This is a genomic window from Nocardioides szechwanensis (assembly GCF_900103935.1).
In the GTDB taxonomy this organism is placed as follows: Bacteria; Actinomycetota; Actinomycetes; order Propionibacteriales; family Nocardioidaceae; genus Nocardioides; species Nocardioides szechwanensis.
Window position 1 is genome coordinate 56328 of record NZ_FNIC01000002.1, and the last position, 26376, is coordinate 82703.

26 protein-coding genes and 1 pseudogene are annotated in these 26376 nt (G+C 71.3%); 23 read left to right on the forward strand and 4 right to left on the reverse strand.

Going from position 1 to position 26376, the window contains the following annotated elements:
• Position 1: 1 nt before the first annotated feature.
• From BLR90_RS05485 to ccsB, 4 genes are read left to right on the forward strand one after another with little or no spacing between them, the layout of a single operon-like run.
• A complete protein-coding gene (locus BLR90_RS05485; RefSeq protein ID WP_091023385.1) occupies positions 2-574 on the forward strand; it encodes a TlpA family protein disulfide reductase in 573 nt (190 codons plus the stop codon).
• Positions 567-1328 (forward strand): cytochrome c biogenesis CcdA family protein, encoded by a 762-nt coding sequence (locus BLR90_RS05490; protein WP_091023387.1) that lies wholly within the window; start codon positions 567-569, stop codon positions 1326-1328. Before BLR90_RS05485 ends, BLR90_RS05490 begins: the two co-directional genes overlap by 8 nt.
• Positions 1325-2893, forward strand: coding sequence for a cytochrome c biogenesis protein ResB (gene resB / locus BLR90_RS05495; RefSeq protein WP_245715173.1), 1569 nt, complete (start codon positions 1325-1327; stop codon positions 2891-2893). The genes BLR90_RS05490 and resB overlap by 4 nt, the downstream gene beginning before the upstream one ends.
• A complete protein-coding gene (ccsB, locus tag BLR90_RS05500; protein ID WP_091023389.1) occupies positions 2890-3828 on the forward strand; it encodes a c-type cytochrome biogenesis protein CcsB in 939 nt (312 codons plus the stop codon). The genes resB and ccsB overlap by 4 nt, the downstream gene beginning before the upstream one ends.
• A gap of 21 nt (positions 3829-3849) precedes the next feature.
• On the opposite strand, the gene BLR90_RS05505 is transcribed toward ccsB, so the two are convergent.
• Complete coding sequence (locus tag BLR90_RS05505) at positions 3850-4062, reverse strand: hypothetical protein (RefSeq protein ID WP_091023391.1); 213 nt, start codon at positions 4060-4062, stop codon at positions 3850-3852.
• Positions 4063-4118: 56 nt separating this feature from the next.
• On the opposite strand from BLR90_RS05505, the gene BLR90_RS05510 reads away from it, so the two are divergent.
• On the forward strand, positions 4119-4394 hold the full coding sequence (locus tag BLR90_RS05510; protein ID WP_091023393.1) for a DUF4229 domain-containing protein: 276 nt from the start codon (positions 4119-4121) through the stop codon (positions 4392-4394).
• A 16-nt stretch (positions 4395-4410) separates the two neighbouring features.
• Here the strand turns inward: BLR90_RS05510 and BLR90_RS05515 are convergent, their stop codons facing one another.
• Positions 4411-5301, reverse strand: a complete 891-nt coding sequence (locus BLR90_RS05515) for a 1,4-dihydroxy-2-naphthoate polyprenyltransferase (protein ID WP_091023395.1) — start codon at positions 5299-5301, stop codon at positions 4411-4413.
• Positions 5302-5499: 198 nt separating this feature from the next.
• Between BLR90_RS05515 and BLR90_RS05520 the strand changes: the two genes are divergently transcribed.
• From BLR90_RS05520 to BLR90_RS05545, 6 genes are all read left to right on the forward strand, one after another.
• Positions 5500-6495: an AMP-binding protein gene (locus tag BLR90_RS05520; protein WP_091023397.1), complete on the forward strand. Its 996-nt coding sequence runs from the start codon at positions 5500-5502 to the stop codon at positions 6493-6495.
• Complete coding sequence (locus BLR90_RS05525; RefSeq protein WP_091023399.1) at positions 6492-7457, forward strand: o-succinylbenzoate synthase; 966 nt, start codon at positions 6492-6494, stop codon at positions 7455-7457. The genes BLR90_RS05520 and BLR90_RS05525 overlap by 4 nt, the downstream gene beginning before the upstream one ends.
• Positions 7454-9040 carry a 2-succinyl-5-enolpyruvyl-6-hydroxy-3-cyclohexene-1-carboxylic-acid synthase gene (gene menD / locus BLR90_RS05530; protein WP_281245374.1) on the forward strand — a complete coding sequence of 529 codons (1587 nt, stop codon included), beginning with the start codon at positions 7454-7456 and terminating at the stop codon, positions 9038-9040. The genes BLR90_RS05525 and menD overlap by 4 nt, the downstream gene beginning before the upstream one ends.
• A gap of 84 nt (positions 9041-9124) precedes the next feature.
• On the forward strand, positions 9125-9694 hold the full coding sequence (locus BLR90_RS05535) for a hypothetical protein (RefSeq protein WP_091023401.1): 570 nt from the start codon (positions 9125-9127) through the stop codon (positions 9692-9694).
• A 49-nt stretch (positions 9695-9743) separates the two neighbouring features.
• Entirely contained in the window at positions 9744-11606 is a 1863-nt protein-coding gene (locus tag BLR90_RS05540; protein ID WP_091023403.1) for a Na+/H+ antiporter, read from the forward strand.
• A gap of 106 nt (positions 11607-11712) precedes the next feature.
• Positions 11713-12345 carry an MBL fold metallo-hydrolase gene (locus BLR90_RS05545; RefSeq protein ID WP_091023405.1) on the forward strand — a complete coding sequence of 211 codons (633 nt, stop codon included), beginning with the start codon at positions 11713-11715 and terminating at the stop codon, positions 12343-12345.
• Positions 12346-12355: 10 nt separating this feature from the next.
• On the opposite strand, the gene BLR90_RS05550 is transcribed toward BLR90_RS05545, so the two are convergent.
• Together BLR90_RS05550 and BLR90_RS05555 are read right to left on the reverse strand one after the other, a co-directional pair.
• Positions 12356-13621 (reverse strand): isochorismate synthase, encoded by a 1266-nt coding sequence (locus BLR90_RS05550; RefSeq protein ID WP_091023407.1) that lies wholly within the window; start codon positions 13619-13621, stop codon positions 12356-12358.
• 58 nt (positions 13622-13679) lie between these two features.
• The gene (locus BLR90_RS05555; protein ID WP_091023409.1) at positions 13680-14576 is read right to left on the reverse strand and encodes a L,D-transpeptidase family protein; all 897 of its coding nucleotides are present in this window, start codon (positions 14574-14576) and stop codon (positions 13680-13682) included.
• Between the two features lie 152 nt (positions 14577-14728).
• Here BLR90_RS05555 and BLR90_RS05560 point away from each other — a divergent pair, with 152 nt between their 5' ends.
• The 12 genes and pseudogenes from BLR90_RS05560 (at position 14729) to nuoK (ending at position 26375) form a co-directional block, all read left to right on the forward strand.
• Complete coding sequence (locus BLR90_RS05560) at positions 14729-15418, forward strand: demethylmenaquinone methyltransferase (protein WP_091023411.1); 690 nt, start codon at positions 14729-14731, stop codon at positions 15416-15418.
• Positions 15419-15704: 286 nt separating this feature from the next.
• Positions 15705-16064: an NADH-quinone oxidoreductase subunit A gene (locus BLR90_RS05565; RefSeq protein WP_091023413.1), complete on the forward strand. Its 360-nt coding sequence runs from the start codon at positions 15705-15707 to the stop codon at positions 16062-16064.
• 149 nt (positions 16065-16213) lie between these two features.
• A complete protein-coding gene (locus BLR90_RS05570; protein WP_091023415.1) occupies positions 16214-16768 on the forward strand; it encodes a NuoB/complex I 20 kDa subunit family protein in 555 nt (184 codons plus the stop codon).
• Positions 16743-17490 (forward strand): annotated as a pseudogene (locus BLR90_RS05575) (NADH-quinone oxidoreductase subunit C). The gene BLR90_RS05570 and the pseudogene BLR90_RS05575 overlap by 26 nt, the downstream one beginning before the upstream one ends.
• On the forward strand, positions 17491-18828 hold the full coding sequence (locus tag BLR90_RS05580) for an NADH-quinone oxidoreductase subunit D (protein ID WP_091023419.1): 1338 nt from the start codon (positions 17491-17493) through the stop codon (positions 18826-18828).
• On the forward strand, positions 18828-19580 hold the full coding sequence (gene nuoE, locus BLR90_RS05585; protein ID WP_091023420.1) for an NADH-quinone oxidoreductase subunit NuoE: 753 nt from the start codon (positions 18828-18830) through the stop codon (positions 19578-19580). The genes BLR90_RS05580 and nuoE overlap by 1 nt, the downstream gene beginning before the upstream one ends.
• 57 nt (positions 19581-19637) lie before the next feature.
• Positions 19638-20948 carry an NADH-quinone oxidoreductase subunit NuoF gene (gene nuoF / locus BLR90_RS05590; RefSeq protein ID WP_091023422.1) on the forward strand — a complete coding sequence of 437 codons (1311 nt, stop codon included), beginning with the start codon at positions 19638-19640 and terminating at the stop codon, positions 20946-20948.
• On the forward strand, positions 20945-23365 hold the full coding sequence (locus tag BLR90_RS05595; protein ID WP_091023424.1) for an NADH-quinone oxidoreductase subunit G: 2421 nt from the start codon (positions 20945-20947) through the stop codon (positions 23363-23365). The genes nuoF and BLR90_RS05595 overlap by 4 nt, the downstream gene beginning before the upstream one ends.
• Positions 23365-24711 carry an NADH-quinone oxidoreductase subunit NuoH gene (gene nuoH, locus BLR90_RS05600; RefSeq protein WP_371863152.1) on the forward strand — a complete coding sequence of 449 codons (1347 nt, stop codon included), beginning with the start codon at positions 23365-23367 and terminating at the stop codon, positions 24709-24711. Before BLR90_RS05595 ends, nuoH begins: the two co-directional genes overlap by 1 nt.
• A complete protein-coding gene (gene nuoI / locus BLR90_RS05605) occupies positions 24704-25273 on the forward strand; it encodes an NADH-quinone oxidoreductase subunit NuoI (protein ID WP_091023426.1) in 570 nt (189 codons plus the stop codon). Before nuoH ends, nuoI begins: the two co-directional genes overlap by 8 nt.
• Positions 25270-26085, forward strand: a complete 816-nt coding sequence (locus BLR90_RS05610) for an NADH-quinone oxidoreductase subunit J (protein ID WP_091023428.1) — start codon at positions 25270-25272, stop codon at positions 26083-26085. The genes nuoI and BLR90_RS05610 overlap by 4 nt, the downstream gene beginning before the upstream one ends.
• The gene (nuoK, locus tag BLR90_RS05615) at positions 26082-26375 is read left to right on the forward strand and encodes an NADH-quinone oxidoreductase subunit NuoK (RefSeq protein ID WP_091023430.1); all 294 of its coding nucleotides are present in this window, start codon (positions 26082-26084) and stop codon (positions 26373-26375) included. The genes BLR90_RS05610 and nuoK overlap by 4 nt, the downstream gene beginning before the upstream one ends.
• Position 26376 lies beyond the last annotated feature (1 nt).

Sequence of the window (26376 nt, forward strand, 5' to 3'; positions counted from 1 at the left end):
CATGAGCACTGTCCGCCGTACCGCCTCGCTCCTCGTCGCGCTGACCTCGCTGGTCGCGCTGGCGGGGTGCACGAGCCTGCAGGGCACGAACGACGGCGGTTACGTCCCCGGCAAGGGCGGGGTCGCGGAGATCGCGCTCGACAACCGCGAGAAGGCGGTCGACCTCGATGCCGAGACCGTCGACGACGGCCGGCTCGACCTGGCCGACCTGCGCGGCGAGGTCGTCGTGGTCAACGTGTGGTGGTCGGGCTGCGCCCCGTGCCGCACGGAGATGCCGATGCTGGTCGAGGCCTCCGAGGAGCTCGACGCGAAGTTCGTCGGCATCAACACCCGCGACCTGAGCGTCGACGCGGTGCGCGCCTTCGAGCGCTCGGCCGGCGTCACCTACCCGTCCTACTACGACCCGGGCGGCGAGACTCTGCTCGCCTTCGGCGCCCGCTACTCGCCGCGGGCGATGCCGACCACGCTGGTGCTCGACCGGGAGGGTCGGGTCGCCGCCGTAGTCACCGGCGCGATCCCGTCCAAGACCACCCTGGTCGACCTGGTCGAGGAGATCGCCGCCGAAGATGGGTGACTGGTTCCAGGAACAGGCCGCGAGCGGCTCGCTCGCACTCGCGCTGCCGGTTGCCCTGGTGGCGGGGCTGGTGTCGTTCTTCTCCCCGTGCGTGATCCCGCTGCTGCCGGGCTACCTCTCCTACGCCACCGGCCTGTCGGGCGCCGACCTCGCGTCGGGCGAGGGTGACGCACGTCGCTGGCGGATGCTGCTCGGCTCGGTGCTCTTCGTGCTCGGCTTCGCGCTGGTCTTCGTCGCGATCGGCACCGTCACCGGTGCGATCGGCTTCTGGCTGCGCACCTGGCAGCGCGAGATCACCGTCGTGCTCGGGGCGCTGACCATCGTCTTCGGGCTCGCCTTCGCCGGCCTCATCCCGTTCCTGCAGCGCGACTGGCGGGTCCACAAGGTCCCCGCCGTCGGGCTGGCGGCCGCGCCGCTGCTCGGCGTGCTGTTCGGCCTCGGCTGGACCCCCTGCATCGGCCCCACCCTCGGCGCGATCTCCACGCTGTCCATCAACGAGGCCACCGCGGCCCGCGGCGCGCTGCTCTCCGGGGTCTACGCACTCGGCCTGGGCATCCCGTTCATCCTGCTCGGGCTCGCCTACAGCCGCGCGCTGCGCGCCGTCGCGTTCGTACGCCGCCACCAGGTGTGGGTGACCCGGTTCGGCGGCCTGATGCTGGTCGTCGTCGGCGTGCTGCTGGTCACCGGCTGGTGGGACACCGCGGTCACCTGGATCCAGATCCGGCTGATCAGCGACTACGAGGTGAGCGTGTGACCGCCCCGACCCGACCGACCCGGGAGCGCCGGGCCGGCGAGCTCACCCCGCGTGAGCTCGGGCGCTGGTTGTGGCGCCAGCTCACCTCGATGCGCACGGCTCTGATCCTGCTGCTCATGCTGGCCCTGGCCTCGGTGCCCGGCTCGATCATCCCGCAGGAGGGCGTCGACTCGGTCAAGACCTCCCGCTGGCAGAACGACCACCCCGACCTCACGCCGATCTACGAGAAGCTCGGCCTGTTCTCGGTCTACGACTCGGCCTGGTTCTCCGCGATCTACATCCTGCTGATGGTCTCGCTGGTCGGCTGCATCATCCCGCGCACGTTCCACTACCTGCGCGCGATCCGCGCCGCGCCTCCGGCCGCCCCTCGCAACCTGACCCGCCTCCCGGACCACGCGTCGTACGAGACGAGCGAGACGGTCGACGACGTGCTGACCCGCGCCCGTGCCGCGCTGCGCGACCGCGGCTACCGGCTGCGCCCCGCCGAGGACGGCTCCGACGCCGTCAGCGCCGAGCGCGGCTACCTGCGCGAGGTCGGCAACCTGCTCTTCCACCTCTCGGTGGTGGTCGTGCTCGTGGGCTTCGCCATGGGCGGCCTGTTCGGCTACCGCGGTGGCGTGATCCTGGTCGAGGGCTCGACGTTCACCAACAACCTCACGCAGTACGACGACTTCGAGCCCGGCAAGCTGTTCGCCGCCGAGAAGATGGGCGCGTTCTCGTTCACCTTCGACAAGTTCGACGTCGAGTGGCAGGCCACCCCCTCGCGCGGCGTGATGGCCCGCGCGTTCAACGCCGACCTGACCTACCGCGAGACCCCCGACAGCCCGGAGGAGACCTATGACCTCCGCGTCAACCACCCACTGTCCATCGGCGACACCGACGTCTTCCTGATCGGGCACGGCTACGCGCCGGTCATCACCATCACCGACGGCAACGGCGTCACGATCTTTAGCGGGCCGGTGCCGTTCCTGCCGCAGGACCAGACGTTCCTGTCGTTCGGTGTGGTCAAGGCGCCGGACTCCGAGACCGGCCAGATCGGCCTCGAGGGCCTCTTCTACCCGACCTTCGAGTTCCTCGAGGGCAACCCGGTGACCGTCTACCCCAACGACCTCAAGCCGCTGGTCTCGATGCTCGTCTACACCGGCGACCTCGGCCTGGAGACGTCCGCGCAGTCGGTCTTCGCCCTCGACAAGACCAACGCCACCCAGGTCATGCAGGACAACGGGAAGCCGCTGCGCCTCGACCTCGACCTCGGCGAGAGCGCGACCCTGCCCGACGGGCTCGGCACCGTGTCGTTCGACGGCGTGAAGCCGTGGACCCGGATCCAGCTCAGCCAGACCCCCGGCAAGCGGATCGCCCTCGTCGGCGTCGTACTGGCACTGGTGGGCCTGCTCGGCTCGCTCTTCATCCGTCCGCGACGGGTCTGGGTTCGTGCCCGCCGTAGCGGGGACGTCACAATCGTCGAGGTCGCGGCGCTCGACCGCTCCGGCGGTGGTGACGTGGTCCCCGTGCTCGAGGAGCTCGTGACCGAGCTCCAGGCACACCAAGGCAAGGAGAACGCATGACCGACGCAGCGTGGGAGACCCTCAGCGACCAGGCAGTCGCGGCCGCCGGGGTGGTCTACTTCCTCGCCCTGCTCGCGCACCTCGTCGAGTGGGCCTCCCTGCGTGAGACCGGGGGCGAGGGCGACGGCGGTGCCGATCTCCCACCTGTACGCCGGCAGCGCGTCGCGATGTTCGGTCGGCTCGGGCTGCTCCTCACCGCGCTCGCGTGCGCGGTGCACTTCGTCTCGCTCCTGGGGCGCGGTCTCGCCGCCGACCCCAACCGGGTGCCGTGGGGCAACATGTACGAGTTCACGCTGTCTGGCACCTTCGTCGTGACGTTGATGTACCTCGTGCTCTACCGGAAGTTCTCGCTCGCCTGGATGGCGCCGCTCATCCTGGCGTTCGTCCTCAGCACGCTGATGGTGGCCGTGATCTGGCTGCACAGCGAGGTCACCCCGCTGACCGAGGCGCTCAACTCCTACTGGCTCGTCATCCACGTCGTCTCCGCGGTGATCGCCACCGGAGCGTTCACGATCGGCGGCATCCTGTCGGCCGTCTACCTGGTCAAGGACCGCCGTGGCGACGCCACGTCCGGCCCGTGGGCACGGGTGCCGTCGCAGGCGATCCTGGACCGCGTGTCCTACCGGATCCACGCGTTCGGCTTCCCGGTGTGGACCTTCGCGGTGCTGATCACCGGCCCGATCTGGGCGCACGAGGCGTGGTCGTCGTACTGGAACTGGGACCCCAAGGAGGTCTGGGCGTTCATCACCTGGGTGGTCTACGCCGCCTACCTGCACGCCCGGTCGACCGCCGGGTGGAAGGGGCGCAACGCGGCCATCGTGGCGCTGGTGGGGCTCGCGACGCTGTGGTTCAACTTCGTCGGGATCAACTTCTTCTCGACCAACAGCCAGCACTCGTACGCCGAGGGCGCGCCCGCGTTCGTCGTCGAGCCCTAGGCGCTGGCGCCGGCCCGGCTCCTACGTGGAGTCGGGGTCCTCGGGCTCGCGCCGCTTGCGGTCGAGGTCGCGCAGGAAGTCGTCGTCGTCGTCGGGACCCATCACCCGTGGGGGCGGCGATGCGGGGCCGCGACGGCGCGGCAACGGACGTCGTCCACCGCGCTGCTCAGCGAGCCGGACGACGATGTAGACCGCCACGGCGAAGAGCGCCACGAAGAGCAGGAACCTGAGCACCCCTCCAGAGTAGGTGCCCGATGGTCACGAACTACCCTGGGCCTACTCTTGGGGCCGTGAAGGAGTTCGTGGTCTACACCGCCTTGCGGCTTGCCTTGTTCATCGGATCGTTCGCGATCGTGTTCGGGATCTGGTTCGCCATCACCGGCGACGTCCCCATCTTCTGGGCCGTGGTGATCGCATTCGTGGCCAGCGGGCTGGGCTCCTACTTCCTGCTCAACGCCCAGCGCGAGGCCTTCGCCCGCCGGGTCGAGGTCCGCGCCCACGCCGCCTCCACGAAGCTCGAGGAGATGCGCACCAAGGAGGACGCCGACGAGGACCAGCCCTCGTAGCTCAGCTACCGGTCGGCTAGCCGCAGACGATGAGCGCGGCGGCGACGAGCGCCGCCCAGACCAGCTCGGCGAGCCCCGTCTGCTGGAGCACGGGGATCAGGGCCGGGCCGGTGGCACCACCGAGGACCGTGCGCACCCCCGGCAGCGCGACCACGAGGAACGCCAGTCCCACGAGCACGCACCACGACGTCGCCACCGCGACGGCGACCACGGCGGCGGCCGCCGCGAGCACGAGCAGCAGGTAGAGCGCGCGGGTGCGCTGCTCGCCGAGTCGTACGGCGAGGGTGCGCTTGCCGGCGACGGTGTCGGTGGGGATGTCGCGCAGGTTGTTGACGACGAGGATCGCGCAGGCCAGGGCGCCGATGCCGATGCCGGCGTAGAGCGCCGGCCAGAGCCACGACTCGGTCTGCACGTACGTCGTACCGACGACCGCGACCAGGCCGAAGAAGACGAAGACCATCACCTCGCCGAGGCCGAGGTAGCCGTAGGGGGTCGAGCCGCCGGTGTAGAACCACGCGGCGAGGACCGCGACCGCGCCCACCGCAACCAGCCACCACGCCGTGGTGGCGGCCAGCACCAGCCCAGCGGCGCCCGCGACGGCGAACGCCAGGAACGCAGCCCGCTTGACCGCACCGGGTGACGCGGCGCCCGAGCCCACGAGGCGCATCGGCCCGACCCGGTCGTCGTCGGTGCCGCGGATGCCGTCGGAGTAGTCGTTGGCGTAGTTGACCGCGACCTGCAGGGCCAGGCTCACCACCAGCGCGAGCAGCGCCTTCCACCACACGCCCTGCCAGTCGTCCCAGGCTCCGTCGTACGCCGCCACGCCGGTGCCGGCGAGCACCGGAGCGACCGCGGCGGGCAGCGTGCGGGGTCGCGCGCCGGCGATCCAGTCAGCAGGGGTGGCCACGAGGGTCGATTCAACAGGATCAGTGCCCCGCGCCCGAAGTCCTGGCGCGCTTCGCGCGCCCATGGCACGCACCTCGCTGCGTTGCCGACGCTCAGCAGACGACCCCGGTATGCCCTCGCGCCGCCGCCTTGCGAGGCCCACACCCTGAGCACGCCCACCGCATCACGACTTCGAACACGAGGCACTAGCGTCTCTCACATGGACAACGGGGTCGTCGCCGCGCTCCGGCGCTGGCTCGACGCACCGGGCGAGCCGGAGCCGTGGGTCGTCGAGACCTCCGGCTCGACCGGCCGGCCCAAGCGGGTGCTCCTGTCGCGCCGCGCGGTGCTCGCGTCCGTGGCCGCCTCCGAGCGCCGCGTGGGAGCCAGCGGCGTGTGGGTGCTCGCGCTCCCGGCGTCGTACGTCGCGGGCGTGCAGGTCATCTGCCGCTCGCTGGTCGCCGGGCACGAGCCGCTCCTCGACGCGGCCTGGCCCCGGGAGGGCACCTGGTTCACCTCGCTGGTGCCCACCCAGCTCCACCGGCTGCTCGACGACCCGGACCAGCGTGGCCAGGTGGCGGCACTGCGTACCGCGCACACGATTCTGCTCGGCGGCGGGCCGATCGATCCCGCGCTGCGAGCCCGCGCCGAGCACGAGGGCCTGCGCCTGGTCGCGACGTACGGCTCCGCCGAGACCGCGGGCGGCTGCGTCTACGACGGCATGCCGCTCGACGGCGTCGCGGTGGCGATCGGGCCGGAGGGGCGGATCCGGATCGGCGGCCCCACCCTGTTCGACGGCTACCAGGACGATCCCGAGCTGACCGCGCGGACGCTGGTCGACGGCTGGTTCCTCACCTCCGACGCCGGCCGCCTCGACGACGACGGACGGCTCCAAGTGCTCGGCCGGCTCGACGACATGGTGGTGAGCGGCGGGGTCAACGTGCCCGCCGCCGCGGTGGCCGCCCGCCTGCGCGAGCACCCCGACGTACGCGCCGCCGAGGTGCTCGGCGTACCCGACGAGGAGTGGGGGAGCCGGGTGGTGGCGTTCGTCGTGGGCGACGTGGCGCTCGACGACGCCCGCGCCTTCGTGGCCGAGCGGCACCCGCGGTCGTGGGCGCCGCGCCAGCTGGTCGCGCTCGAGGCCCTGCCGCTGCTCGGCAACGGCAAGCCCGACCGGCTCGCCCTCCAGGACCTCGCCCTCCAGGAGCACGCATGATCGAGGTCTTCGCCGTCCCGATGCGTACCCGCTTCCGGGGAGTCACCGTCCGCGAGGGCGTGCTGCTCCGCGGCGCCGCGGGGTGGGGGGAGTGGAGCCCGTTCCTGGAGTACGACGCCGCGGTCGCCGAGCCCTGGCTGCGCTGCGCCGAGGAGGCGGCCGCGGGCGACTGGCCCGCGCCGCGGCGCGACTCGGTGCCGGTCAACGTGACCGTGCCCGCCGTCGGACCCGAGCAGGCGCACGCGATCGTCTGCGCGGGTGGCTGCCGGACCGCGAAGGTGAAGGTGGCCGAGCCCGGCCAGACCCTCGCCGACGACCAGGCCCGGCTGGAGGCGGTGCGCGACGCGCTCGGGCGCGACGGCGCGGTGCGGATCGACGCCAACGGCGGCTGGTCGATCGACGAGGCGGTCGCCGCCATCGCCGTGCTCGACCGGGCCGCGGGCGGCCTGGAGTACGTCGAGCAGCCGAGTGCGAGCGTCGAGGACCTGGCCGCCGTACGCCGCCGGGTCGCCGTACCGATCGCGGCCGACGAGTCGATCCGCCGGGCCGCCGACCCCTACCGGGTGCGCGACCTCGGGGCCGCCGACATCGCGGTGCTTAAGGTGCAGCCGCTCGGCGGGGTGCGTGCGTGCCTGCGGATCGCCGAGGACATCGGCCTGCCGGTCGTGGTCTCGTCGGCGTTGGAGACCTCGGTCGGGATCGCCGCCGGGGTCGCGCTCGCGGCCGCGCTGCCGGACCTGCCCTACGCCTGCGGCCTGGCCACCGTGCAGCTGTTCACGGCCGACGTGGTGTCCGACTCGCTGCTCCCGGTCGACGGAGCGATCGCGGTGCGCCGACCGCCGGTGGAGCCAGGCCTCCTCGCCGCGGTCGCTGCCGGCCCGGACCGGGTGGCTCACTGGGAGGCCCGGCTGGCCGAGGTCCGGGCGCTGCGGCACGATCTGGGGCAGGATCGTCGCTCGTGACCAACCCGTCGACGGATCTTGCGCGTGCCGTGATGACCGCGCTGGTCGAGGCGGGTGTGCGTGAGGTCGTCGTGTCACCCGGGTCGCGCAACGCCCCGCTGTCCTTCGCGGCGCTCGCCGCGGCCGGGTCCGGAGCGGTCCGGCTGCACACCCGGATCGACGAGCGCAGCGGCGGCTTCCTGGCCCTCGGCCTGACCCGCAGCGGCTCCCGGGCGGCCGTGGTCTGCACCTCGGGCACCGCCGTCGCCAACCTGCACCCCGCGATGCTCGAGGCGGCCCACTCGGGGCTGCCCCTTGTCGCCGTCACCGCGGACCGCCCGGCCCGGCTGCGCGGCACCGACGCCAACCAGACCACCGACCACGTCGGCATCTTCGGCCGGCTGGTCCCGACGCACGACCTCTCCGACCCCGCGCAGGTCGAGGTTTCCGCGGACGCCGACGGGCCGCTCCACCTCAACGTCCAGCTCGACGACCCGCTGCTGCCCGACGACGCGTGGGCTCCCGCGACGCAGCCCGCCCAGCCCGCCCCACGGACCGACACCGACGAGCACCTGCTCGCGCTCGGGCCACGCACCGTCGTGGTTGCCGGCGACGACGCCGGCCAGCGCGCCCGCCAGCTCGCCGAGGCCGCCGGCTGGCCGCTGCTCGCCGAGCCCACCAGCGGCTCGCGCACGGGCGCCCACGCCCTGCGCTGCTACCGGCTGCTGCTCGACACCGAGCTCGGCCGACGCATCGAGCGGGTCGTCGTCTTCGGGCACCCCACGCTCTCCCGCCCGGTCACCCGGCTCCTCGGACGCGACGACATCGAGGTCGTCTCGGTCCGCCACCGCGGGGTGTGGACCGAGCGGCCCTACCCGGTCGCCCGCGAGGCCTCCGGGGTGAGCGTCGAGGAGGCCGACGGCCCCGCCTGGCTGGACGAGTGGCGTGCTGCCGATCGCGAGGTCTCCCAGCGGCTCGACGCCCTGCTGGCCGCCGAGGGCGAGCTCACGCCGTACGACGTGGCGGGTGCCGTCAGCCGGGCCCTGCCGGCCGGCGCGCAGCTCGTCGTCGGCGCCTCCAGCCCGGTCCGCGACCTCGACCTCATGGTGCGCCCCTACCCGGTGGGCAGCCGTCGCAAGACGATCGCCAACCGTGGCCTCGCCGGCATCGACGGCACCGTCTCGACGGCCATCGGCGCCGCGCTCGGCCGCGACTCCGACGCCCACACCTTCGCGCTGATGGGCGACGTGACGTTCCTGCACGACAGCAACGGGCTCGTCCTCGGTCCCGACGAGCCGCGCCCCGACCTCACGATCGTGGTGGTCAACGACGACGGCGGCTCCATCTTCGCCGTGCTCGAGCAGGGTGCTCCGGAGCACGCCGCCGGCTTCGACCGGCTCTTCGGGACGCCGCACGGGGTCGACCTCGGCGCGCTCTGCGCGGCCACCCGGACGCCCCACTGGCGGGTCGAGAGCCTGCCCGAGCTGGAGCAGGCGCTGTCGTCGCCCCACGGAGGGATCGAGGTGGTCGAGGTGCGGGTGCGCCGCGACAACCGGCGCGACCTCGACGCGCGCATCCGCGCACTCGCGACTCCGACCAATTGAGGCCCGCGGGCCCGCCAGGTCCCGCTCGTGGCTAGGCTGGAGCTTCTCGGGTCCCTCAGTCCCTGCTCACGATCCGGAGCCCTCATGCTGCACCGCCGCCCCGTCCGACTCACGTCGGTCATGGCGCTGCTGGGCATGCTCCTGGGTGTCCTCACGGCCTGCGGGGGAGGCGAGACCGTCGAGCCGAGGACCCCCTCGGCGGCGAACGCCACGCAGGTGCCGGAACCGGAGTCGAAGGCCGCGAAGGGGTCGGACGGCGGGGCCGCCGCCGGGACCCTGTCGACCCTGAGCTCGGGCGTCTCCCCGGTCCAGGCCGCGTCCTACATGGCTGCCGTGGGCAAGCTGCGGCCCGCCTACCACCGCTTCACCTCCGACTACGCCGCCGCGATGGCGCGGATGAACGCCGACGACGTGCTCGCCGCGGCCGCCCGGCTGCGCCGGGCCGTCGTCGCCTTCGACACCGTGGTCCGCGGTCTCGACCTCACCGCGGTCCAGGGACACGTCGACAAGCTGCTGGCGCTCAACGAGGACTTCGTCGTCACCCTCACGGCGGTGCGCACTGCCACGACCGGCGGCCAGGCGGTGCGGATCATGGAGATGCTCCCGTTCCACGACTACCTGCTGGCCTTCGACGCCGTCGCCGACGCGCTCTGACCAGACACACGAGCGGGCGCCGCTACCGGCGATCGGGGAGGATGACCGCGTGGAGATCGCCTTCTTCCTCGTCGCGCTCGCGGTCGCGGTCCTGGTCGTCACGGCCCTGGCCGAGCGACTCGACGTACCCCCGCCGCTGCTACTGATCGCCGTCGGCGTCGCGGCGTCGTACGCGCCGGGCATGCCGGAGATCCATCTCGAGGCCGAGGTGGTGCTGCTCGGGCTGCTGCCGCCGCTCCTCTACGCGACCGCGATCCAGACCTCGCTGGTCGACTTCAACGCCAACCGGCGCACCATCCTCCTGCTCTCCGTGGGTCTCGTGGTGTTCACGACGGCCGGCATCGGTGCCCTGGTGCACGGGCTCATCCCTGGCATCGGCTGGCCGGCGGCGTTCGCGATCGGTGCGGTGGTCGCTCCGCCCGACGCCGTCGCGGCCACGGCCATCGCGCGCCGGATCGGGCTGCCCCGGCGGATCGTGACGATCCTGGAGGGCGAGTCGCTGCTCAACGACGCGACCGCGCTCGTCGCGCTGCGGACCGCGATCGCCGCCGGCGGGATCGGCATCACGACGATGGAGGTCGCGGGGGACTTCGCCATCGCCGCGGGAGGTGGCGTCGCGATCGGTATCGGGTTCTTCCTCGTGGTCGCCTGGTTGCGCAAGCGCCTCACCGACCCCCTCATGGACACGGCGATCTCGCTGGTGGTGCCCTTCGCGGCGTTCGTGCTCGCGGAGGAGGTCCACGCCTCCGGCGTGATCGCGGTCGTCATCGCCGGCCTGCTGCTGGGCCACAAGGCCCCGATCCTCCAGACCGCGCAGTCGCGGATCGCGGAGCGCATGAACTGGCGCACCATCGCCTTCCTGCTCGAGAACGCCGTCTTCCTGCTGATCGGGCTCCAGGCCGAGTGGCTCTTCCGCGACGTCGAGCGCAGCGAGCTGTCCAGCGGCCGGATCATCGCGGTCTGCGGCGCGACCTTGCTCGGTGTCATCGTCCTGCGGATGGTGTGGGTGTTCGTCACCCGCTACCTGCTGGTCCGTCCCGGGCCCGACCTGGTCACCGGCAAGGTCCCGCCGTGGTCCTTCACGCTCGTCCTCGGGTGGGCCGGCATGCGCGGCGTCGTGACGCTGGCCGCGGCCTTCCTGATTCCCGAGGACACCGAGCACCGCGAGGTGCTGCTGCTGATCGCGTTCACGGTGGTGGCGGGGACGCTCTTCATCCAGGGACTCTCGCTCCCGTGGCTGGCCCGGCGCCTGAAGGTGCCGCCGCCCGATCCCATGGACGACGCGCTCGCGCGGGCGACCCTGCTCCAGCAGGCGTCGAAGGCCGGCTTCGAACAGCTCCAGCAGCTGGAGTACGACGACCCGCACGACGTGGTCGAGCTCATCCGCCAGCGCATCGACCAGCGCAACTTCGCGGCCTGGGAGCGGCTCGGCACGACCGCCGACCAGGAGAGCCCGAGCGACCTCTACGCCCGCATCCGCCTCGACATGATCGGGGCCGAGCGGCGGCGGATCCTCGAGATCCGGTCCTCGGGGACGGTCGCCTCCGATGTCGTGGCCGACGTCCTCGCGCTGCTCGACGTCGAGGAGTCCATGCTCGACAACGCCACGCACGAGCGCGAGGACATCCGCGCGTCGAGCGGCCGCCGACGTACGGGGGAGCAGTGCGAGCACCTGCTGTCGACCACGGTCGCGGAGACGCCGGACGACCCGGTGTGCGCCCGCTGCCTGGAGGACGGCTCGCGCTGGGTGGCGCTGCGCCAGTGCCTCAGCTGCGGCGAGATCGGCTGCTGCGACTCCTCGCCCGCACAGCACGCGACGGCCCACTTCCACGAGACGACGCACCCCGTGATGCAGTCCGCCGAGCCCGGCGAGGACTGGCGGTGGTGCTACGTGCACCACCTCACGGCCTGACTGTTCAGGTGCCGGCTGGCGAGGGCCTCCGGGTCGGACACGGTCGCCGGTCGGACGGTGATCTCTCGGGGGGTCGGCACCGCCCCAGCCTAGGTAATGTCGGGACATGCGAATCACGAAGTTCGGGCACGCGTGCGTCAGGATCGAGCACGACGGAGCGGTCGTCGTGCTCGACCCCGGGAGCTTCACCGACGCCGAGGCGGTCGACGGCGCCACCGCCGTCTTGATCACCCACGAGCACGCCGACCACTACCTCCCCGACCATCTGCGCGCCTGTGACGCGCCGGTGTTCACGATCGACGCCGTTGCGGCGCGGATCCGTGAGGACGCCCCCGACGTGGCCGAGCGGGTGACCGTCGTCAGCCCCGACCAGGGCTTCGACGTCGGCGTGCCGGTGCGCGCGGTCGGTGAGCTGCACGCGGTCATCCACCCCGACTACCCGCGCTTCTTCAACAGTGGCTACGTGCTGACCGTGGGTGACGCGAAGATCTACCACCCGGGCGACGCGCTCACGGCCCCCGGCGAGAGCGTCGACCTGCTGCTGGCGCCCGTGTCGGCGCCGTGGCTCAAGGTCTCCGAAGCGGTCGACTTCGTGCGCGCCGTGGGCGCCCTGCGCAACCTCGCGATCCACGACCGGGTCTACTCCGAGGTCGCGCTCGGGATGGTCGACTCACACATGGGCAACCTGCTGCCCGACGGCCTCGAGTTCGTCCGGCTCCCCGACGGCGCCGACCTCTGAGGACCGCTGTTCAGGCGCCGGCGAGTGCGTCGCGCACCGGCACGAACTTGGCCTGCGACTCGGCCAGCTCGGCCTCGGGGTCGGAGTCGGCGACGATGCCGCAGCCGGCGTAGAGACGCACGCTGTCGCCCTCGACCGCCGCGGAGCGCAGGGCGATGCCCCACTCGCCGTCACCCCTCGCGTCCATCCAGCCCACCGGACCGGCGTAGCGCCCGCGGGGCATCCCCTCGATGTCCCAGATCAGCTGTGTGGCCACCGGAGTGGGGGTGCCGCCGACCGCGGCGGAGGGGTGCAGGGCCGCGGCCAGCTGCAGCGACGAGACGGTCGCGGCGTCGTGCACCACGCCGTTGACGTCGGTCGCGAGGTGCATGACGTTGGGGAGGTGGAGCACGAACGGGGCCTCGGGCACGTTCATCGACGAGCAGTGCGGCTCCAGGGCGTCGGCGACCGAGCGGACGGCGTACTCGTGCTCCTCGAGGTCCTTCGACGACCGCGCCAGGGTGGCGGCGAGGGCGAGGTCACGCTCGTCGTCGCCCGTACGACGGATGGTGCCGGCGAGGACGCGGGAGGTGACCAGCCCACGCTCACGTCGTACGAGCATCTCGGGGGTGGCGCCGAAGAGGCCGTCGACGTGGAACGTCCAGCACATCGGGTAGCTCTCGGCGAGGCGGAGCAGCGGCCAGCGCACGTCGATCGGTCCGGACGCGGTCGCCACGAGGTCGCGGGCGAGGACCACCTTCTCGAGGTCGCCGGCGTTGATGCGGGCGACGGCGTCGGCGACGACCGTCATCCACTGCTCGCCGTTGAGCGCGCCGTCGGCGAAGCTGACGTCGACGGGGGCCGGGGGCGCGTCGGCGACGCGCACCTCGGGCCGCGCGAGCGGCTCGGTGCCGACGGTGGTCAGCCAGGCGCTGTCGCCGCGTCGCCCCACGGTCGCGGCCGGGACGACCAGGACCGAGTCGCCGGGGTCGTCGGCGAAGGCGAAGGTGCCGAAGCAGACCGGTCCGGTGCCGGGCTCGGCTACCGCGTCGTGGACGTCCATGCGCGCGACGGTCTCGCTCCACCACTTGTCCGCGTCGGCGAAGCGGGTCGGCCCGCTGCTGCGCAGCACCGCGGCCTCGCCCCAACCGACGAGCCCGTCACCGCGGCGCAGCCAGGCGACCGGGTGGTCCGAGGGCAGCAGGGAGGCCAGGGAGGTCGCGGTGTCGAGGTCGAGGGCGACGGTGCGCGCGACCAGCGAGGGTGCGGGACCCGTCGGGGTCGCAGGACTCGTCACTCCACGAGCCTACCGAGCCCCCCGGGCCCGGACGAAAGTCGTGCGGGATGTCACGACCTCACGACCAGTAGACGACGACCTTGTCACCGACCGCGACCTGGTCGTAGAGCCACGCCACCGCGTCGTAGTCGCGCACGTTGACGCACCCGTGCGACGCCCCGGCGTACCCGACGGAGGCGAAGTCGGGCGAGTAGTGGACCGCCTGGCCGCGGGAGAAGAACATCGCGAACGGCATCGAGGTGTCGTAGAGGCTCGAGACGTGGTCGCGGTTCTTGTAGTGGACGCTGAACACGCCCTCGCGGGTCGGTGTCGCGGGGCCACCGAAGCGGACGTCGACGGTCTTGAGGACCTGTCCGTCGACGACCCAGCGCAGCGTGTTGCTCGACTTGTCGATGCAGAGCACGCGGCCGCTCTGGCAGCGCGCGTCCAGGGCGCCCGGGATGTTGCTGCCGAGCTGGTTGGCGAGCTCGGCGGGGGTCGGCTCGGTGGTCATGCCGTGCAGGCGGTTGAGCGTGCGCTGGTCGACCGCGCCGGTCACCGGGATCTCGCGCTTGGCCTGGAAGCCGCGCACGGCCTCGACCGTCAGGTCGCCGTAGACGGCGGTGACGTCGGCCTGGAACCAGTCGATCTGGCGCAGCCGCGCCTGCAGCTCGCGTACGGCGGGTCCCTCGTCGCCCTCGCCGAGCAGCGTGGGACCGGGGTGGAGCTCGGGCTCGGGCTCCGGCTCGGGCGTGACAGGCGGCTCCGGAGTGGGCTCGGGCGTCGGGTCCGGGGTCGGGTCCGGGGTCTCGGAGCCGGTGCCCTCGCTGGGGTCGGCGACGACCGGGCCCGGCTCGGACGTCCGGCCCGCCTGGGCGTCGTCGCTGGTCCGGGTCGCCCAGCCCACGCCGAAGGCGGCTCCGGAGAGCAGGGCGGCGATCGCGACGATGAACGCGAGGCGACGGACGAACAGCATGACGGATCCCTATCGGTTCGAGTGGTGTTACTCAGGGGACGCGACCCCGGGTCGGATGGTTGCGAGGCACGGGCGAGTTTCCGGCACCGTGACCAAGCCGTTACCGGCCGTGGGCGGGGTCGGCGCCCGCGCAGGCCCCGTACGATCTGCCCGTGGCCCGCGCTGAGCTCGACAAGCAACCGACCGACGTACGCCGGATGTTCGACGCGGTCGCGCGCCGCTACGACGTCACCAACGACGTGCTGTCCCTGGGGCAGGACCGCCGTTGGCGGCGCGACGTGATCGAGGCCGTCGACCCGCAGTACGGCGAGCTGGTGCTCGACCTGGCCGCCGGCACGGGCACCTCCAGCCAGCCGTTCGCCGACCGTGGGGCGACCGTCGTACCGTGCGACTTCTCGCTCGGGATGCTCCAGGTTGGCAAGCGCGCCAAGCCGCACCTGCCCTTCACGGCCGGTGACGGCACCCAGCTCCCGTTCGCCGACGACACGTTCGACGCGGTGACGATCTCCTTCGGCCTGCGCAACATCGTCGACCCGGCCGCCGGCCTCGCCGAGATGCTCCGGGTCGCCAAGCCCGGCGGGCGTCTGGTCGTCTGCGAGTTCAGCCACCCGACCTGGGCGCCGTTCCGCACCGTCTACATCGAGTACCTCATGAAGGCCCTGCCCCCGGTCGCCCGTGCGGTCTCGTCCTCGCCCGACGCCTATGTCTACCTCGCCGAGTCCATCCGCGCCTGGCCCGACCAGCGCGGCCTGGTCGAGCTGATCGGCAGCGCCGGCTGGCAGTCCCCCGAGTGGCGCGACCTCTCCGGCGGCATCGTCGCCCTCCACCGCGCCACCAAGTAACCCGCGAGTCGGCGCTACTGCACTCTCCAGGAACGCCGAGTCGGCGCTCGTGTCGTGCATACGCGCCGACTCGGCGTCGTACAGGCGTGCATAGGAGCCGACTCGGGCGAGTGATTTAGACAAGCCTCTCGTGCGCTAAATGCCCAGGTGAGAGGGCATTTGAGGGGTGGCGCCCCTGGGTGTGACGACGGCGGCGACGAGTGGCAAGATGTGGCACGCGCGCCCTAGTGATTCGATTCACAAAGTCACAATCCCGGCGTGAGGCACCAGGGAAGGGAACGGCTGGATGGAGCTCTACACGCCGGTGCTGGCGTTGGCCGGTCTTGCGGCACTCTTCGCGATCGGCTCCGTGGCCATGAGCTCCGTGGTCGGCCCGAAGCGTTACAACCGTGCCAAGCACGACTCCTACGAGTGCGGTATCGAGCCCACCCCCCAGCCTGTCGGCGGGGGGCGTTTTCCGGTGAAGTACTACATCACCGCGATGCTCTTCATCGTCTTCGACATCGAGATCATCTTCCTCTACCCGTGGGCCGTGCACTTCGACGCGATGGAGTTCTTCGGCCTGGTCGAGATGGTCATCTTCATCGCCACCGTCTTCGTCGCCTATGCCTACGTGTGGCGACGCGGCGGCCTCGAATGGGACTGAGAGCTGCGATGCACTGCACCTGCCGGCGTTCTCCTCGGTCGTCGACCGCTCCGCTGCGCTCCGCAAGAAGGTCGACTTCCCTCGTCGGCCTTGGCAGGCACAGCGCCTCCCAGCTCTCAGCACCGACCTGCATCGAAGGGACCCTCTGAATGGGTATCGAAGAGAAGCTGCCGAGCGGCGTCCTGCTCACGACCGTCGAGGGCGTCGCGGGCTACATGCGCAAGGCGTCGTTCTGGCCCGCGACGTTCGGGCTCGCGTGCTGCGCCATCGAGATGATGACCAGCGGCGGCCCCAAGTACGACCTCGCCCGCTTCGGCATGGAGGTCTTCCGGGCCAGCCCCCGCCAGGCCGACCTGATGATCGTGGCCGGCCGGGTGAGCCAGAAGATGGCCCCGGTCCTGCGCCAGATCTACGACCAGATGCCCGACCCCAAGTGGGTGCTCGCGATGGGTGTCTGCGCCAGCAGCGGCGGGATGTTCAACAACTACGCGATCGTCCAGGGTGTCGACCACGTGGTCCCCGTCGACATGTACCTCCCCGGCTGCCCGCCGCGTCCCGAGATGCTGATCGACGCGATCCTCAAGCTCCACGACCAGGTCCAGAGCGCCAAGCTCGGCGCCAACCGGATCGCGCAGATCGAGACCCTCGAGACCGAGGCGCTCGCCGCGATCCCCACCTCTGCGATGCGAGGACAGCTCCGGTGAGCGAGGACCAGAAGGACGTCATCCCCGAGCCCAAGGGCCCCGAGCAGCCGGCCGTCGAGCAGTCGCCCGAGAACCTCCCCGCCCCGCCCAACGAGGTCACGGCCGTCGGTGCCCGCACCGGCATGTTCGGCGCCTCGGGCACCGGCGACACCAGTGGCTACGGCGGCCTGGTCGCCCCCATCGTCTTCCCCGCCCCGGCCAAGCGCCCCTACGGCGGTTGGTACGACGAGGTGGCCGACGCCCTGGAGGGCTCGCTCGGCAACGTGGTCGTCCACCGCGGCGAGATCACGTTCCACGTGCGCCGCGAAGAGCTCGTCCACGTCGCCCAGACACTGCGCGACGACCCCAAGCTGCGCTTCGAGTTCTGCGCCGGCGTCAGCGGTGTGCACTACCCGGACGACAAGGGCAACGAGCTCCACGCGGTCTACCACCTGCTGTCGATGACCCACAACCGCCGGATCCGCCTCGAGGTCAGCGTCCCCGACGCCGACCCGCACATCCCGTCGTTGGTCGGGGTCTACCCCACCAACGACTGGCACGAGCGCGAGACCTACGACATGTTCGGGATCATCTTTGACGGCCACCCCGCCCTGACCCGGATCCTGATGCCCGACGACTGGCCTGGCCACCCCCAGCGCAAGGACTACCCGCTGGGGGGCATCCCCGTCGAGTACAAGGGCGGCACCATCCCGCCGCCCGACCAGCGCAGGAGCTACAACTAAATGACACAGGACATGTACGCCGGCGCCTCGGAGACCAGCGAGGGCAAGGTCTTCACCGTCACCGGCCAGGACTGGGACTCCATCGTCGAGGGCCTGGCCGAGGACTCATCCGACGAGCGGATCGTGGTCAACATGGGGCCGCAGCACCCGTCGACCCACGGAGTGCTCCGGCTGATCCTCGAGATCGAGGGCGAGACCGTCACCGAGGCCCGCTGCGGCATCGGCTACCTCCACACCGGCATCGAGAAGAACACCGAGTACCGCTCCTGGGTGCAGGGCACGACGTTCGTCACCCGGATGGACTACCTCAGCCCCTTCTTCAACGAGGCCACCTACTGCCTGGGCGTCGAGCGGCTGCTCGACATCGAGGACCAGATCCCCGAGAAGGCCAGCGTCATGCGGGTCCTCCTCATGGAGCTCAACCGGATCTCCTCGCACCTGGTCTGCATCGCCACCGGCGGCATGGAGATCGGTGCGCTGACGGTCATGACGATCGGCTTCCGCGAGCGCGAGCTGGTGCTCGACCTGTTCGAGCTGATCACCGGCCTCCGCATGAACCACGCCTTCATCCGCCCCGGCGGCGTCGCTCAGGACCTCCCCCCGGGAGCCCTCGACGAGATCCGCGCCTTCGTTGCCCTGATGAAGAAGCGTCTGCCCGAGTACGCCGACCTGTGCAACGCCAACCCGATCTTCCGGGCGCGGCTCGACGGCGTCGGTCACCTGGACCTCGAGGGCGTCATGGCGCTGGGCATCACCGGTCCGGTGCTGCGCAGCACCGGCTATGCCTGGGACCTGCGCAAGACCGAGCCCTACTGCGGCTACGAGGACTACGACTTCGACGTACAGACCTGGGACACCTGCGACGCCTACGGCCGGTTCCGGCTCCGTCTCAACGAGATGTGGGAGTCCCTGAAGATCATCGAGCAGGCCGCCGAGCGGCTGGCCGGCCTCGAGGGCGCGCCGGTCATGGTCGCCGACAAGAAGATCGCCTGGCCCAGCCAGCTCGCGATCGGCAGCGACGGCATGGGCAACAGCCTCGACCACATCCGCCACATCATGGGTGAGTCGATGGAGGGCCTGATCCACCACTTCAAGCTCGTCACCGAGGGCTTCCGGGTCCCGCCCGGCCAGGCCTACGTGCCGATCGAGTCCCCGCGCGGCGAGCTCGGCGCCCACCTCGTCTCCGACGGCGGCACCCGCCCGTTCCGGGTCCACTTCCGCGACCCGTCGTTCACCAACCTGCAGGGCACCAGCGTGATGAGCGAAGGCGGCATGATCGCCGACGTCATCGTCGCCATCGCCTCACTCGACCCCGTGATGGGAGGCGTTGACCGCTGATGCTGTCAACCGAGACGTACGGGGAGCTCCGCGAGATCGCGGCCCGCTACCCGCAGCCCCGCTCGGGCCTGCTGCCGATGCTCCACCTCGTGCAGTCGGTCGAGGGGCGGGTCACGCCCGAGGGCATCCAGGCCTGCGCCGAGATCCTCGAGATCAGCCCGGCCGAGGTCAGCGGGGTCGCGACGTTCTACACGATGTACAAGCGCAAGCCGGTCGGCGACTACCACGTCGGCGTCTGCACCAACACGCTGTGCGCGGTCATGGGCGGCGACCTGATCTTCGAGCGGCTCAAGGACCACCTCGACGTCGGCAACGACGAGACCACCGAAGACGGCAAGATCACGCTCGAGCACATCGAGTGCAACGCCGCCTGCGACTACGCGCCGGTGATGATGGTCAACTGGGAGTTCATGGACAACATGACCCCGGAGTCGGCCATCCAGGTCACCGACGACCTGCGCGCGGGCACCGCGGTCCACTCGACCCGCGGGCCCAAGCTCTGCACCTGGCGCGAGGCCGAGCGTGTGCTCGCCGGCTTCCCCGACGGCCTCGCCGACGAGGGCCCGTCCGCTGGCCCGGCCAGCCTGGTCGGGCGCGAGATCGCCCGCGAGCGCGGCTGGACCGCCCCCGCCTCCGACAGCAGTGGGTCCACCGACGGCACGGCCGACACGAAGACCGAGGCGGTCGAGCAGGCCGACACCTCGCGCGCCGAGACCGAGACCGTGCAGGAGAAGGGCCAGGAGGACAAATGACCGGGTTTCGAGACGCTCGCTTCGCTCGCTCCTCAACCACCGGGAAGCGGGCATTTCGTGGCTGACACATTGACCCCGGTCCTCACCGACAGCTGGGGCTCCGAGCGCAGCTGGACGCTGGCGGCCTACGAGGCCCAGGGCGGCTACGGTGCGCTGAAGAAGGCGCTGGCGATGCCGCAGGACGACATCATCGCCGCCGTCAAGGACTCCGGTCTCCGCGGCCGCGGCGGCGCCGGCTTCCCCACCGGCATGAAGTGGAGCTTCATCCCGCAGGACAACCCCAAGCCCAAGTACCTCGTCGTCAACGCCGACGAGTCCGAGCCGGGCACCTGCAAGGACATCCCGCTCATGATGGCCACGCCCCACACCCTGGTCGAGGGCGTCATCATCAGCTCGTTCGCGATCCGCGCCCACACCGCCTTCATCTACATCCGCGGTGAGGTCCTCCACGTCATCCGCCGCGTCCAGGCCGCCGTCGCCGAGGCCTACGCCGCCGGCCACCTCGGCAAGGACATCCACGGCTCGGGTTACGACCTCGACGTCGTCGTCCACGCCGGCGCGGGTGCCTACATCTGTGGCGAGGAGACCGCCCTGCTCGAGGGTCTCGAAGGACGCCGCGGGCAGCCACGCCTGCGCCCGCCGTTCCCCGCCGTCGCCGGCCTCTACGCCAGCCCCACGGTCATCAACAACGTCGAGTCCATCGCGTCGGTGCCGAGCATCATCGAGCACGGCGCCACCTGGTTCGCGTCCATGGGCACCGAGAAGTCGAAGGGCTACGGCATCTTCTCGCTCTCCGGTCACATCACCCGGCCCGGTCAGTACGAAGCCCCGCTCGGCATCACCCTGCGTGAGCTGATCGACCTCGCCGGCGGCATCCGCGCCGGTCACGAGCTGAAGTTCTGGACGCCCGGTGGCTCCAGCACCCCGCTGCTCACCGCCGAGCACCTCGACGTACCCCTCGACTTCGAGGGTGTCGGCGCGGCCGGCTCCATGCTCGGCACGCGAGCCCTCCAGATCTTTGACGAGACGACCTGCGTCGTGCGCGCGGTGCTGCGGTGGACCGAGTTCTACAAGCACGAGTCGTGCGGCAAGTGCACCCCGTGCCGTGAGGGCACGTGGTGGCTGGTCCAGACGCTGGCCGCGCTCGAGCGGGGCCAGGGCAGCGAGGCGGACCTCGAGCTGCTGCTCGACCAGTGCGACAACATCCTCGGCCGCTCGTTCTGCGCGCTGGCCGATGGCGCGGTCAGCCCGATCGCCAGCTCGATCAAGTACTTCCGTGACGACTACCTCGCCCACCTGACCCACGGCGGCTGCCCGGTCGACCCGGCCGCCGCGACCGTCTTCGCCACCCAGGGAGCGACGGCATGAGCATCGAGAACACGACCGACGTCGACCTGGTCTCCGTCACGATCGACGGCATCCAGGTCAGCGTCCCCAAGGACACCCTGGTGATCCGGGCCGCCGAGCAGGTCGGCGTCCAGATCCCGCGCTTCTGCGACCACCCGCTGCTGGCCCCGGTCGGCGCCTGCCGCCAGTGCCTGGTCGACGTGCCCGACGCCGGCAACGGCCGTGGCTTCCCCAAGCCGCAGGCGTCCTGCACGCTCCCGGTCGCCGAGGGCATGGTTGTCAGCACCCAGGTCACCAGCCCGGTCGCCGACAAGGCTCAGCAGGGGATCATGGAGTTCCTGCTCATCAACCACCCGCTCGACTGCCCCGTCTGCGACAAGGGCGGCGAGTGCCCCCTGCAGAACCAGGCCATGTCCAACGGCCGCGGTGAGTCGCGGTTCTCCGCCGACTCCACGACCGCCGGGCTCAAGCGCACGTTCCCCAAGCCGATCAACCTCTCGCCCCAGATCCTGCTCGACCGCGAGCGCTGCATCGTGTGCCAGCGCTGCACGCGCTTCACCTCCGAGATCGCGGGCGACCCGTTCATCGAGATGGTCGAGCGTGGCGCCCAGCAGCAGGTCGGCATCGCCGAGGACGCGCCGTTCCTCTCCTACTTCGCCGGCAACACCATCCAGATCTGCCCGGTCGGCGCCCTCACCTCCGAGGACTACCGCTTCCGCTCGCGGCCCTTCGACCTCGTGTCGTCGCCGTCGGTCACCGAGCACGACGCCTCCGGCTCCGCGATCCGGGTCGACCACCGCCGGGGCAAGGTCGTACGCCGCCTCGCCGGCAACGACCCCGAGGTCAACGAGGAGTGGATCACCGACAAGGACCGCTTCGCGTTCCACTACGCGCAGCAGCCCGACCGGCTGACCTACCCGCAGGTCCGCGACGAGGACGGCGCCCTGCGCCCGGCCTCCTGGCCAGAGGCTTTCGCCGTCGCGGCTCGTGGCCTGCACGCGGCCGGCGCCTCCGCCGTGCTCATGGGCGGGCGGCACACCGCCGAGGACGCCTACGCCTACAGCAAGCTCGCCCGGGTGGGCCTCGGCACCAACGACATCGACTTCCGGGCCCGCCCGCACTCCGCCGAGGAAGCCGACTTCCTGGCCTCCCACGTCGTGCTGACCGGTCCGGAGGGCGGGTCGGTCACCTACACCGACCTCGAGCGCGCCACGACGGTCGTCCTGGTGGGCTTCGAGCCCGAGGACGAGGCGGGCGTGGTCTTCCTGCGCCTGCGCAAGGCGTCGCGCTCCGGCACCCGCGTGCTCGCGATCGCCCCGTTTAGCACGCGCGGCCTCCGCAAGATGAACGGCACCCTCCTGCCGACCGTCCCTGGCGGCGAGCCTGCTGCCCTCGAGAGCCTGCTCGGCCACGCCGACCACGGCCTCGACGCGAGCAGCGTCCTCCTGCTCGGCGAGCGCCTGGCCACCGTGCCCGGTGCCCTGTCGGCCGCGGCCGCACTGGCCGCCAAGTCCGGTGCCCGGCTCGCGTGGCTCCCGCGCCGTGCCGGTGACCGCGGCGCCGTCGAGGCGGGCTGCCTGCCCAACCTGCTGCCCGGCGGCCGACCGATCGCCGACGCGTCGGCCCGGGTCGACGCCGCCACCACCTGGGGTGTCGACGCTCTGCCCGAGACCGCCGGTCGCGATGGCGACGGCATCGTGGCCGCGCTGCTCGCCGGCGAGGTCGGTGGCCTCGTCGTCTCCGGCGTCGACCCCGACGACACCGCCGACCCGGCCGCGACCCGCGCCGCGATCGAGAAGGCCGCCTTCGTGGTGGCGCTCGAGCTGCGCGAGACCGACGTGACCCGGAGCGCCGACGTGGTCTTCCCCGTGGCGCCCGCGACCGACAAGGCCGGCACCTTCGTCAACTGGGAGGGCCGCCCGCGTCCGTTCGAGGCGATCCTGTCCAACCCCGCGTCGCTGCCCGACCTGCGGATCCTCGCCGGCATCGCCGAGGAGCTCCACGCCATCGGCGCCGGTGCCCCGCTCGGCTTCCGCACCGTCGCCGAGGCTCGCGCCGAGATGGCCGACATGGGGCCGTGGGACGGCCAGCGCCTCGCAGCGCCCAGCGTCACCGCGACCAAGGCCACGACCACCGAGGGCCTCGTGCTGTCCACGTGGAAGCAGCTCATCGACGGCGGCACCATGCAGCACGGCGACAAGTACCTCGCCGCCACCGCCCGACCCACCGTCGCCTGCGTCTCCCAGACCGTCTTCGACGCGGTCGGGCCGACGGTCACCGTCACCGGTGACCGCGGGTCGGTGACGCTGCCTGCGGTCGCCGTCGACGACATCGTCGACGGGGTCGTCTGGCTCCCGGCCAACTCGTTGGGCCGCGGCGTCCTCGCCGACGTCGCCTCACCCGGTTCCCGGGTCACCGTCAAGGGAGGCACCTCGTGATCTCGTCCGAGCTGGTCCGGCTGGGCTCAGTGCTCGCCGCCGACGACCTGAGCGCGTTCGGCAAGGACCCGTGGTGGTTGGTCATCATCAAGGCAGTGGTGATCTTCCTGGTCCTGGTGCTGCTCACCCTGTTCAACATCTGGTGGGAGCGCCGGGTCGTGGCCCGCATGCAGCACCGCATCGGACCCAACGTCAACGGTCCCTTCGGGCTGCTCCAGTCGCTGGCCGACGGCGTGAAGCTCGCGCTCAAGGAGGACCTGATCCCGAAGGCCGCCGACAAGGTGGTCTTCCTGCTCGCCCCGGTGCTCGCGGTGATCCCCGCGTTCGTGACGTTCAGCGTCATCCCGTTCGGGCCCGAGGTCGGCCTCCCGTGGACCGACCGGACGACGCCCCTCCAGCTCACCGACATGCCCGTGGCGGTCCTGTTCGTCATGGCGATCGCCTCGGTCGGCATCTACGGCATCGTGCTCGGCGGCTGGTCCAGCGGCTCGACCTACTCGCTGCTCGGCGGCCTGCGCTCCAGCGCCCAGATGATCTCCTACGAGGTCGCGATGGGCCTGGCCCTGGTCGCGGTCTTCCTCTACGCCGGCTCGATGTCGACCTCCGAGATCGTCGCCGCCCAGGACGACCTGTGGTTCGGCCTGATCCTGGTGCCGTCGTTCGTGATCTACACGATCGCGATGATCGGCGAGACCAACCGCGCGCCGTTTGACCTCCCCGAGGCCGAGGGCGAGCTCGTCGGCGGCTTCCACACGGAGTACTCCTCGCTGAAGTTCGCCCTGTTCTTCCTCGCCGAGTACATCAACATGGCCACCGTCTCCGCGCTCGCCACCACCTTGTTCCTGGGCGGTTGGCACGCACCCTTCTGGATCGACGAGGTCTGGGCCGGCGCCAACGAGGGCTACGTCCCGGTGATCTGGTTCTTCGGCAAGGTCCTGGCCTTCATCTTCTTCTTCATCTGGCTGCGCGGCTCGCTGCCGCGGCTCCGCTACGACCAGTTCATGGCCTTCGGCTGGAAGCGGCTGATCCCGATCGCCCTGGTCTGGATCATCGCGGTCGCCACGATCCGCACGATCTCGCTCAACGACGGGATCGACCGGCGCTACCTCCTGATCGGCATCGGGGTGCTCGCAGTCGGCTTCCTGCTCCTGTTCCTCTTCGGCGAGGAGCCGGTCGACAAGGACGCCCCGCCCGCGGTCGCCGAGGCCACACCCGGTGGCTTCCCGATCCCGCCGCTGCCCACTGGTGGACCGGTGCGCGGCGCCGCGGCCCCGCTGACCTTCGACACCCCGATCTCGAGCCCCGCCACCTCCGGCGCCGGCAAGGAGGCACACGCTGATGGCTGAGTCACGCGGCATGAAGGAGCAGTTCTGGGACCCCGTCGCGGGTTTCGGGGTCACCTTCCGCACGATGTTCCGCAAGGTGGTGACCGAGCAGTACCCCTTCGAGAAGCTGCCGACGGCGCCACGCTTCCACGGACGCCACCAGCTCAACCGCTGGCCCGACGGCCTCGAGAAGTGCATCGGCTGCGAGCTGTGTGCCTGGGCCTGCCCCGCCGACGCGATCTACGTCGAGGGTGACGAGAACCGTGACGGCCCCGACGGCGAGCGCTTCTCGCCCGGTGAGCGCTACGGCCGCGTCTACCAGATCAACTACCTGCGCTGCATCCTGTGCGGCCTGTGCATCGAGGCGTGCCCCACCCGCGCGCTCACGATGACCAACGAGTACGAACTGGCCGACAACAACCGCGCCGACCTGATCTACGAGAAGAGCGACCTGCTCGCCCCGTTGCTCCCCGGGATGGAGCAGCCGCCCCACCCCATGCGCCTCGGCGACGACGACGGCGCCTACTACCGCAACGCCTACTCTGCGCCCGCGCCCGCCGGCCCTGAGGGGACGACCCCATGATCGCGTTCTGGGTGCTCGCCCCCGTGATGGTGCTGGCCGCGCTGGGGATCCTGTTCGTGCGCAAGGCGGTCCACGCCGCGCTGTTGCTGGCCGTGGTGATGATCAGCCTCGCGGTGCTCTACGCCGCCCTCGAGGCGCCGTTCCTGTTCGCCGTCCAGATCATCGTCTACACCGGCGCGATCCTGATGCTGTTCCTGTTCGTGCTGATGCTCGTCGGCGTCGACGCCTCCGACTCGGTCGTCGAGACGATCCGGGGCCAGCGGGTGGCGGCCATCGTGGTCGGCCTGTTGCTCGGGCTGGTGCTCGTCATCGGGCTCGGCCAGATGACCCTCGGCGCCACGGTCGGGCTGGAGGAGGCCAACGAGGGCGGCAACATCCAGGGTCTCGCCAACATCCTGTTCTCCCGCTACGTCTTCGCCTTCGAGACCACCAGCGCGCTGCTGATCACGGCCGCGGTCGGGGCCATGGTCCTGGCCCACCGCGAGCGCCTGACCCCCAAGGCGGGCCAGGCCGAGATGGCCAGGCAGCGCGTCCGCGACTACGCCGAGAAGGGCCGGCACCCCGGCCCGCTGCCCGCACCGGGCGTCTTCGCCCGCCACAACGCGGTCGACACCCCGGCCCTGCTGCCCGACGGCACCGCCTCGCAGGCCTCGATCTCCCGCGTGCTCGCAGCCCGCGGCACGGTCCGCTCGGCCCCAGACTTGGCCGACGACATCGAGGAGGTCCAGCGCTCGCTGGGCATCGACCCGGCCGCTACGCCCGGAACGTCGGGCAAGTCGGGCGCCACGGCCAACACGGAGGAGCAGCCGTGAATGAATACATCGTCCTGTCGGCGATCCTGTTCACCATCGGCAGCGTCGGTGTACTGACCCGGCGCAACGCCATCGTGGTGTTCATGTGCGTGGAGCTCATGCTCAACGCCTCCAACCTCGCCCTGGTGACCTTCGCCAAGCAGCACGGCAACCTCGACGGCCAGATCGCGGCCTTCTTCGTGATGGTCGTCGCCGCCGCAGAGGTCGTCGTCGGGCTGGCGATCATCATGACCATCTTCCGGACTCGTCGCTCGGCCTCGGTCGACGACGCGAGCCTGCTGAAGTTCTGAG

Excerpts from the sequence above, each read along its gene's own strand:
- BLR90_RS05485 (WP_091023385.1), top strand. The coding sequence starts at position 2 with ATGAGCACTGTCCGCCGTACCGCCTCGCTCCTCGTCGCGCTGACCTCG.
- BLR90_RS05490 (WP_091023387.1), top strand. The coding sequence starts at position 567 with ATGGGTGACTGGTTCCAGGAACAGGCCGCGAGCGGCTCGCTCGCACTC.
- ccsB (WP_091023389.1), top strand. The coding sequence starts at position 2,890 with ATGACCGACGCAGCGTGGGAGACCCTCAGCGACCAGGCAGTCGCGGCC.
- BLR90_RS05520 (WP_091023397.1), top strand. The coding sequence starts at position 5,500 with ATGGACAACGGGGTCGTCGCCGCGCTCCGGCGCTGGCTCGACGCACCG.
- BLR90_RS05525 (WP_091023399.1), top strand. The coding sequence starts at position 6,492 with ATGATCGAGGTCTTCGCCGTCCCGATGCGTACCCGCTTCCGGGGAGTC.
- BLR90_RS05535 (WP_091023401.1), top strand. The coding sequence starts at position 9,125 with ATGCTGCACCGCCGCCCCGTCCGACTCACGTCGGTCATGGCGCTGCTG.
- BLR90_RS05545 (WP_091023405.1), top strand. The coding sequence starts at position 11,713 with ATGCGAATCACGAAGTTCGGGCACGCGTGCGTCAGGATCGAGCACGAC.
- BLR90_RS05555 (WP_091023409.1), bottom strand. The coding sequence starts at position 14,576 with ATGCTGTTCGTCCGTCGCCTCGCGTTCATCGTCGCGATCGCCGCCCTG.
- BLR90_RS05565 (WP_091023413.1), top strand. The coding sequence starts at position 15,705 with ATGGAGCTCTACACGCCGGTGCTGGCGTTGGCCGGTCTTGCGGCACTC.
- BLR90_RS05570 (WP_091023415.1), top strand. The coding sequence starts at position 16,214 with ATGGGTATCGAAGAGAAGCTGCCGAGCGGCGTCCTGCTCACGACCGTC.
- BLR90_RS05580 (WP_091023419.1), top strand. The coding sequence starts at position 17,491 with ATGACACAGGACATGTACGCCGGCGCCTCGGAGACCAGCGAGGGCAAG.
- nuoE (WP_091023420.1), top strand. The coding sequence starts at position 18,828 with ATGCTGTCAACCGAGACGTACGGGGAGCTCCGCGAGATCGCGGCCCGC.
- BLR90_RS05595 (WP_091023424.1), top strand. The coding sequence starts at position 20,945 with ATGAGCATCGAGAACACGACCGACGTCGACCTGGTCTCCGTCACGATC.
- nuoI (WP_091023426.1), top strand. The coding sequence starts at position 24,704 with ATGGCTGAGTCACGCGGCATGAAGGAGCAGTTCTGGGACCCCGTCGCG.
- BLR90_RS05610 (WP_091023428.1), top strand. The coding sequence starts at position 25,270 with ATGATCGCGTTCTGGGTGCTCGCCCCCGTGATGGTGCTGGCCGCGCTG.